The sequence below is a fragment of the Isoptericola sp. NPDC056578 genome (genome assembly GCF_042793275.1).
GTDB lineage: Bacteria > Actinomycetota > Actinomycetes > Actinomycetales > Cellulomonadaceae > Isoptericola.
In genome coordinates, this window is sequence record NZ_JBHTVC010000031.1 from 46,507 (window position 1) to 53,959 (window position 7,453).

General features: G+C 72.3%; 7 protein-coding genes. 5 read left to right on the forward strand and 2 right to left on the reverse strand.

Features of this window, described 5'->3' with window-relative positions:
- The first annotated feature begins 48 nt into the window (after positions 1–48).
- Positions 49–1,203, forward strand: a complete 1,155-nt coding sequence (locus ACFQ80_RS13490; RefSeq protein ID WP_430564004.1) for a cytochrome P450 — start codon at positions 49–51, stop codon at positions 1,201–1,203.
- A 9-nt stretch (positions 1,204–1,212) separates the two neighbouring features.
- Positions 1,213–1,899 carry a peptide deformylase gene (gene def / locus ACFQ80_RS13495; RefSeq protein WP_430552445.1) on the forward strand — a complete coding sequence of 229 codons (687 nt, stop codon included), beginning with the start codon at positions 1,213–1,215 and terminating at the stop codon, positions 1,897–1,899.
- An 83-nt stretch (positions 1,900–1,982) separates the two neighbouring features.
- Here def and ACFQ80_RS13500 read toward each other — a convergent pair whose 3' ends face one another.
- Positions 1,983–3,275, reverse strand: a complete 1,293-nt coding sequence (locus ACFQ80_RS13500) for an ABC transporter substrate-binding protein (protein WP_430564005.1) — start codon at positions 3,273–3,275, stop codon at positions 1,983–1,985.
- Positions 3,276–3,405: 130 nt separating this feature from the next.
- Entirely contained in the window at positions 3,406–3,987 is a 582-nt protein-coding gene (locus ACFQ80_RS13505) for an alpha/beta family hydrolase (RefSeq protein ID WP_430564006.1), read from the reverse strand.
- A gap of 236 nt (positions 3,988–4,223) precedes the next feature.
- Between ACFQ80_RS13505 and ACFQ80_RS13510 the strand changes: the two genes are divergently transcribed.
- The 3 genes from ACFQ80_RS13510 (at position 4,224) to ACFQ80_RS13520 (ending at position 7,401) form a co-directional block, all read left to right on the forward strand.
- A complete protein-coding gene (locus ACFQ80_RS13510; RefSeq protein ID WP_430564007.1) occupies positions 4,224–4,847 on the forward strand; it encodes a pentapeptide repeat-containing protein in 624 nt (207 codons plus the stop codon).
- A 203-nt stretch (positions 4,848–5,050) separates the two neighbouring features.
- Complete coding sequence (locus tag ACFQ80_RS13515) at positions 5,051–6,079, forward strand: family 43 glycosylhydrolase (RefSeq protein ID WP_430564008.1); 1,029 nt, start codon at positions 5,051–5,053, stop codon at positions 6,077–6,079.
- Complete coding sequence (locus tag ACFQ80_RS13520; RefSeq protein WP_430564009.1) at positions 6,079–7,401, forward strand: oligosaccharide MFS transporter; 1,323 nt, start codon at positions 6,079–6,081, stop codon at positions 7,399–7,401. The genes ACFQ80_RS13515 and ACFQ80_RS13520 overlap by 1 nt, the downstream gene beginning before the upstream one ends.
- The last annotated feature ends 52 nt before the right edge of the window (positions 7,402–7,453 follow it).

The following is a 7,453-nucleotide window of genomic DNA, read 5'->3' on the forward strand; positions in this document are numbered from 1 at the left end:
GACACGGCTCGGGGAGAACCACGAGACGCCCGCCCCTACGGTGGGGCCATGACGACCGACGCCCACGCGGGGGCCACGGGCCCCGCCGATCTGCGCGCCCACCTCGACGCCCGCCGCGGGGTGTGCCCCGTGGACCACGACGGGCTCGGCACGTGGACGCTGCTGCGGCACGCGGACGTGGTCGCCGCCGCGACCGACCCGGAGACGTTCTCCAGCGCGGCCGGCCGGCACCGGGCGATCCCCAATTCGCTCGACGGCGCGGAGCACGCGGCGTACCGGGCCGTCGTCGACCGCTACCTCACGGACGCCGCCGTCGCCGAGCAGGAGGAGCAGTGCCGCGCGCACGCGGCGGCGATCGTCGCCGCGCTGCCGCGCGGGCGCACGGTCGGCGCCATCGCGGACCTCGGCGCCCCGTTCGCGGTGCGCACCCAGACGACGTGGCTCGGCTGGCCGGCCGAGCTGGAGGGGGCGCTCGTCGCGTGGATGGCGGACAACCACGACGCCACCCGCTCCGGCGACCTGACGCGCACGGCGGCCGTCGCCGCGCGGTTCGACGAGCTCGTGGGGTCGCTGGTGCGCGAGCGGCGCGAGGCCGGGGACGCCGCGCCCGACGACGTCACCACGAGGCTGCTGCACGAGACGGTCGACGGCCGCCCGCTCACGGACGCCGAGGTCGTCTCGATCCTGCGGAACTGGACGGCCGGCGACCTGGGGTCCCTGGCGGCGTGCCTCGGGGTGGTCGTGCACCGGCTCGCCACCCACCCCGACCGGCAGGACGTCACCCGCGAGCGCGTCGCTCGCGGCGAGCACGCCGCGATCGAGGCCGCCATCGAGGAGGTGCTGCGCATCGACGACCCGTTCGTGTCGAACCGGCGGCGCGCCACCCGCGACGTGGAGATCGGCGGCCGCACCGTCCCGGCCGGCGACCGGGTGCTGCTGAGCTGGACGGCCGCGAACCGCGACCCGGAGGTCTTCGGCGACCCGGACGCGTTCCGCCCCGAGGAGAACGCCGCCGCGAACCTCGTGTTCGGCGTCGGGCCGCACGTCTGCCCCGGCAGGGCGCTCACCCTGATGGAGCTGCGCGTCGCGGTCTCCGAGCTGCTGGCCGGCACCGAACGGATCCTGCCCGCCGACGACGAGGCGCCGGTGCGCGAGGCGCCGCCCGTCGGCGGCTGGGCGCGGGTCCCCGTCGTCCTGAAATAGGCTCGGCGCATGGCTTGGAGCTTCGGACGACGTCGGCCCACCACGTACCTGCTGGGGGAGCCCGCCGACCCGTACCCGGCCCAGGCGCCGGAGGCGGCGCGCGGCCGCGTGCTGCGGATCACGGAGATCGGCGAGCCGGTGCTGCACACCCCCGCCGCGACCGTCGAGACGTTCTCCACGCCGGAGCTCGCGCGCCTGGTCGACGACATGTTCGCCACGATGGAGAACGCCGAGGGCGTGGGGCTGGCGGCGCCGCAGGTCGGTGTCGGGATCCGCCTGTTCGTCTACGACGTCACCGACGAGCGCGGCGACCGGCACGTGGGGCACGTCGTCAACCCCGTGCTCGAGATGGACCACGACGCCGAGCCGGAGACCGAGGACGAGGGGTGCCTGTCGGTGCCCGGCGCGTACGAGCCGCTGGAGCGGCCCGGTGCCGCCACCGTGCGGGGCGTCGACCAGCACGGAGGCCCGGTGCAGCTCTCCGGCCGCGGGTTCCTGGCCCGCGCCTTCATCCACGAGGCGCAGCACCTCGACGGCACCCTGTACTGGGACCACCTCTCGCCCGAGCTGCAGGCGGACGCCCTGCGCCAGCGCGACGAGGAGCGGGCCGACATCCTCGCGGGCCGGCACGAGCTCGCCGTCGAGCTGGGCAAGAAGCCCGCCGAGTACCCGGCGACGCCGGCGGGCGGCCGCTGACCGGACGGGTCGAGCGTGCCGACCTGATCCTCAGCACCGCGGTGCGAGGATCGAGCCGGCACGCCCGGTGCGGGTCCGGGGCGTCAGCCCAGCATCCCCGGGGCGATGGAGAAGAACTCCTTGACGCCGTCGTCGAGGCCGGTGGTGCCGAAGCCGATGTCCTGCGCGATGCGGGTGAACTCGACCTCCACGGCGCCGGCGCCCTCGGGCGGCGGCGGGGGAGTGTCGCCGGCCACCTCGGACAGCTGCTCCCAGTACTCGAGGATCTGCTTGTCGAGGCCCTCCGGCTCGAGGGCGTCGAGCGCGGGCTGGGAGATCGGGGCGCCGCGCGAGAGGCCGAACTCCTTGCTCACCTCGGGGTCGTTGGCGATGAAGTCGATGAACTTCGCCGCCTCCTCGGGGTGCTCCGAGTTCGCCGACATGGACAGCTCCAGCGACGGCTTGAGGTACAGGCCCCGGTTGCCGGGATCGTCGGCCGGCGGCAGCGTCATCGCGAACTCGCCGCCCGCGCTGCCCTCCGAGAAGCGCACCAGGAAGTTGTAGAAGCTCAGCTCGCTCGCCGTGACGCCCGACCCCAGCACGTCCGCGCCGTTGAGCTGCTCCTGCCGCTTGGGGTCGATGAACCCGTCGTCGTCGAACAGCGGCGTCGCGCGCTCCCACCACGCGGTGAGGTCGGCCTCCGTGAAGCCGAGCGCGCCGTCCGCGGTGTAGAGCGACTTGCCCTGCTGCGCGAGCCAGATCTCGAAGACCGTCCAGATCTGCGTGTACTGCGTCGACCCGCTCACCTTCGGGTCGTGGTCCGCGCCGGCCTTGCCGACCTGGGACAGGACGGCGTCGTACGCGTCCCAGGTGAGGTCGCCGTCGGGCACGTCGACCCCGAGGTCCTTCAGGAGACCCGTGCTGAAGAAGTTCGCGATGCCGCCCGTGCTGGTCGGGATGCCGACCAGCCTGCCGTCCACCTTCGCGGCCGGCATGACGTTCTCCGGGAACGTCGAGATGTCGATCGTGCCGTCCGCGGCGAACTCGTCGAGCGCGGCGATCTGCCCGGTGCCGCCGTACTGCGACAGGTACGAGACGTCCATCTGGAACACGTCGGGCAGGCTGCCGCTCGCGGCCTCCGTGTTCCGGGACGTCCAGTAGTCGGCGAACGACGCGTAGGACGACTGGATGGTGACGTGCGGGTTCTTCTCCTCGTACAGGTCGATCGCCTTCTCGTACCGCTCGGCGCGCGACGCGTCGCCCCACCACGCGAACGTGAGGGTGACGTCCTCGTCGCCGCCGCCCGAGGCGTCGCCGCCGCTGCAGGCGCCGAGCGCGGCGACGGCGCCGACGGCGAGGAACGCGACGCCGGAGCGTCGGAGCTTTCTCGTGGACATGAGGGCCTCCTTGCACACATGTGCCGTCGGACGACGGTCGTGACGGGACAGATGCTGGCAGGCGGACGGTCGTGCCGAGCGCGAGCGGACAAAAGCGCGCATCGGTGGACATGCGGGCGCGCGGGAGAGGTCAGAGCGTGCGCGCCCAGTCCGCGACGGCGGCCGCGACGTCGTCGTCCTTGCCGCGCACGTCGTGCGCGCCGGGCAGCGTGATCGTCGTGACCGGGCCGGGGATCGACGCCGCGTGCTCGGCCAGTTCGTCCGGGCTGCCGAAGGGGTCACGGTCGCCCGAGACGAACAGCACGGGGACGTCGAGCTGCGGGAAGTGCTCGACCCGCAGCCTCTCGGGCTTGCCCGGCGGGTGCAGCGGGTAGCTGAGCAGCACCAGGCCCGCCGCGGGCAGGCCCTCGGCCACCGCCATCGAGCACATCCGTCCGCCGTACGACCGGCCGCCCAGCAGCAGCGCGTCGGTCCCGACGCCGAGCGACCCGGCGAACCGCGCCGCCTCGTCGCGCAGGTGCGCGACGGCGACCGGCGGCCGGTCGGGCATCCGCTTGCCCGCCAGCCGGTACGGGAAGTCCACGCGTTCGGTGGGCAGCGGCGGGTCGAGCGCGGCCAGCCGCCGCTCCACCGCCACGAGCGTGTGGTGGTCGCGGCTCGCGCCCGCGCCGGGCGTCAGGATCAGCCCTCGGGGCGTCGTCGTGTCGGGCACGGGTCCAGTGTCACCCGCTCCGCCGAGGTCGTGCCCGACCTGCCGAGGTAGCGCGAGATCCCGCGAGGTAGTCCGGACCAGGCCGAGGTAGCGCGAGATCCCGCGAGGTAGTCCGCGTGACAGAGCGATGCCCGGGATGTCGCCATCTGTCCGCGGTCGGGTTACGCCTCGGCGTGGGCGCGGGGCGCCGCACCGAGGGCGGGGCCGGTGTCGTCGGGTCGGGCTAGCGTTCGGGGATGAGCGACGTCGAGCGGAGGACCGTCCCGGACACGATCGAACCGGGGAGCACCGTGCGGGGTGAGGACTGGTACGGCCGGGACCTCTCCGGCCGCACGTTCGAGCGGGTGGAGCTCGTGGAGGTCGACCTCACGGAGGTGACGGCCACCGGCGCCACCTTCGAGGAGTGCACGTTCCGCGGGGCGCGGTTCAACGCGTCGGCGTGGCGGGAGTCCGCGTTCACGGGGTGCACGTTCGGCCGCACCAACCTGTTCGACGCGTCGTTCGAGGGCTGCAAGCTCGTGGGCTCCCGCTTCGACGACTGCCGCTTCGACCTGCTGCGGGCGGAGCGCGGGGACTGGTCCTTCGTCACGCTGCGCCGGGCGGCGATGGACGGCGTCCACCTCGAGGGCCTGCGGATGCGCGAGGCCGACCTCGACGGGGCGCGGCTGTCCGGGGCCACGGTGATCGGCGTGGACCTGTCGGGCGCGGAGCTGGCCGACGTCGACCTGCGCGGGGCGGTGCTGCGCGGCACCGACCTGTCGGCGCTGGACCCGCGCGCGGCCCGGCTGACCGGCGCCGTCGTCGACCCGGCCCAGGCGGTCGTCCTCGCCGAGTCGCTGGGGCTCGTCGTCACGCCCTGAGGCTCCCGCCGTCCTGCTCCGTGGGCGGCTCCGGGGTGGGCCTCGTCACATCGCGGGCACCTTCGCGCAGGTCATGGCGCGGCTCTCGGGAAAGGCGTCTCCGAGGTCACAGCGCGGGTCGGTTTACATCGTTTACATTCTCCCGTGGAGCAGCACCGCTGCGCGCTGCCGGACCAGAGCAGGACACCGGAGGACGAGACACCATGCAGGCCGAACTGACGGACCAGGTCACGGTCAACCCGATCGTGCTGCAGCGCGCCGACCCGTGCGTGCTCCGGCACGAGGGCACCTACTACTTCACCGGCTCGCACCCCCGGTACGACCGCATCGTGCTGCGCCGCGCCGACCGCCTCGAGGACCTGCAGAAGGCCGAGGAGGTGACGATCTGGGAGCGGCACGCCACCGGCCCGCAGTCGCAGCTCATCTGGGCCCCCGAGATCCACCGGGTGCACGGCGCCTGGTACATCTACTACGCCGCCGCCCCCGTGGACCACGGCACCGTGGACGCCCCGAGCGAGAACGAGACGTTCAACCACCGCATCTTCGTGCTGGAGAACACCGCCGACGACCCCTTCGAGGGGGAGTGGATCGAGCGCGGCCAGGTGGACACCGGGTGGGAGTCGTTCGCGCTGGACGCCACGAGCTTCGTGACGGACGGCGAGCAGTACCTCGTCTGGGCGCAGCAGGACCTCACGGTCCGCGGCCACTCCAACCTGTACATCGCCCGCATGGCGAACCCGTGGACGCTCGCCACCCCGGCGGTCGAGCTGACGCGCCCCGAGTTCGACTGGGAGACCAAGGGCTTCTGGGTCAACGAGGGCCCGTCCGTCCTCGTCCGGAACGGCCGCGTCTTCCTCACCTACTCCGGCGCCGCCACCGGCATCGACTATGCGATGGGCCTCCTCACCGCGGACTCGGGCGCCGACCTCCTCGACCCGGCGTCGTGGACCAAGGGCACCGAGCCCGTGTTCGTCAGCGACCCGTCCGTGGGCCAGTACGGCCCCGGCCACAACTCGTTCACCGAGACGCCCGACGGCGACGCCGTCCTCGTCTACCACGCGCGCACCTACACCGAGATCTCCGGCGACCCGCTGTGGGACCCGAACCGCCACGCCCGCGCGCAGGTGCTGCCCTTCGACGCCGACGGCAACCCCGTGTGGGGCACGCCGGTGCCCGACACCCGCCCCACCCCGACCTCGACCGAGGTCCTCCCCGCCGACGGAGCCTTCTGATGAGCACCACCACCGCGACCCCCGACGGCGCCACCAAGCCCCGCGCCCGGGACTCGCTGCGCAAGCCCGCGTTCTGGAACTTCGGCGGACTGTTCTTCTTCTACTTCGCGATCTGGCAGCTCGCCTTCACGTTCCTCAGCCGCTGGCTGGAGACCGAGGCCGGGATGTCGCACGGCAACATCGGTCTGCTGAACTCGGTGATGGCGTTCACGGCGTTCTGCCTGCAGCCGTTCTACGGCTTCATCCAGGACAAGCTCGGCTTCCGCAAGAACCTCTTCGCCTTCGTCGTCCTGGTCGGCGCGATGATGGGGCCGTTCTTCGCGTTCGTGTTCACGCCGATCGTCAACGCGAACCAGGTGCTCGGCGCCGTCGTCGGCGGCATCTTCCTGTCGCTGACGCTCAACGCGGGCGTCGGCATCGTCGAGACCTTCAACGAGCGCAACGCGCGGGCTAACGGCTTCGAGTACGGGCACGTGCGCCTGTTCGGGTCGGTCGCCGGCGCCACCGCGTCCCTCGTCGGCGGGTTCATCTGGGCCTCGAACCCCGACAACATCTGGTGGGCCGGGACCTTCTCCGCGATCGTCCTCGGGGTGCTCCTCTTCGTGGCGCGCACCCCCAAGCCGGGTGAGCCCGGGTACGCGGCGGTGAGCGGCGACGCCGACGGAGGCGCCCGCACCAAGGTCTCCCTCGCCACCGTCAGGGAGCTCCTCACGAACCGGTCGTTCGTCGGCTTCATGGTGCTGATGTTCGGTACGGCGGCCCTCTACGACGTGTTCGACCAGCAGTTCCCCAACTACTTCGCGCAGTTCGTCACCGGCGGCATCGACTCGCAGGTGCTGTTCTCCCGCGTGGTGTTCGTGCAGATCCTGCTCGAGGCGGTCGTCATGATCGCGACGCCGTTCCTCATCAACCGGATCGGCGCCAAGAACGGCCTCCTCCTGTTCGGCCTGGTCCTCGTCGTGCGCGTGCTCGGCTCGGCGTTCTTCACCTCCACCGAGATGCTGGTCGTCTGGCGGCTGCTCGCCGCGATCGAGATGCCGCTCATGCTGATCTCGGTGATGAAGTACCTGACTCGCATGTTCGACGTCCGGATCTCGGCCACGGCCTACATGCTCGGCTTCAACATGGCCAAGCAGATCGGCATCGTCATCTTCTCGTGGGCGTTCGGCGCCGCGTACGACACGATCGGCTTCGGCCACTCGTACATCGTCATGGGCGTCGTCGTGGTCGTGGTGACGATCGTCGCGAGCGTCCTCATGCGTGACGACCGCCGGCACGCCCTGCCCGACGGCACACCGGCGCCGGAGGGCGCCTCCGCCTGACCGTCCCGCCCGGCCGAACATGCGGTTGCGCACGTTCTGACGCGTCAGAACG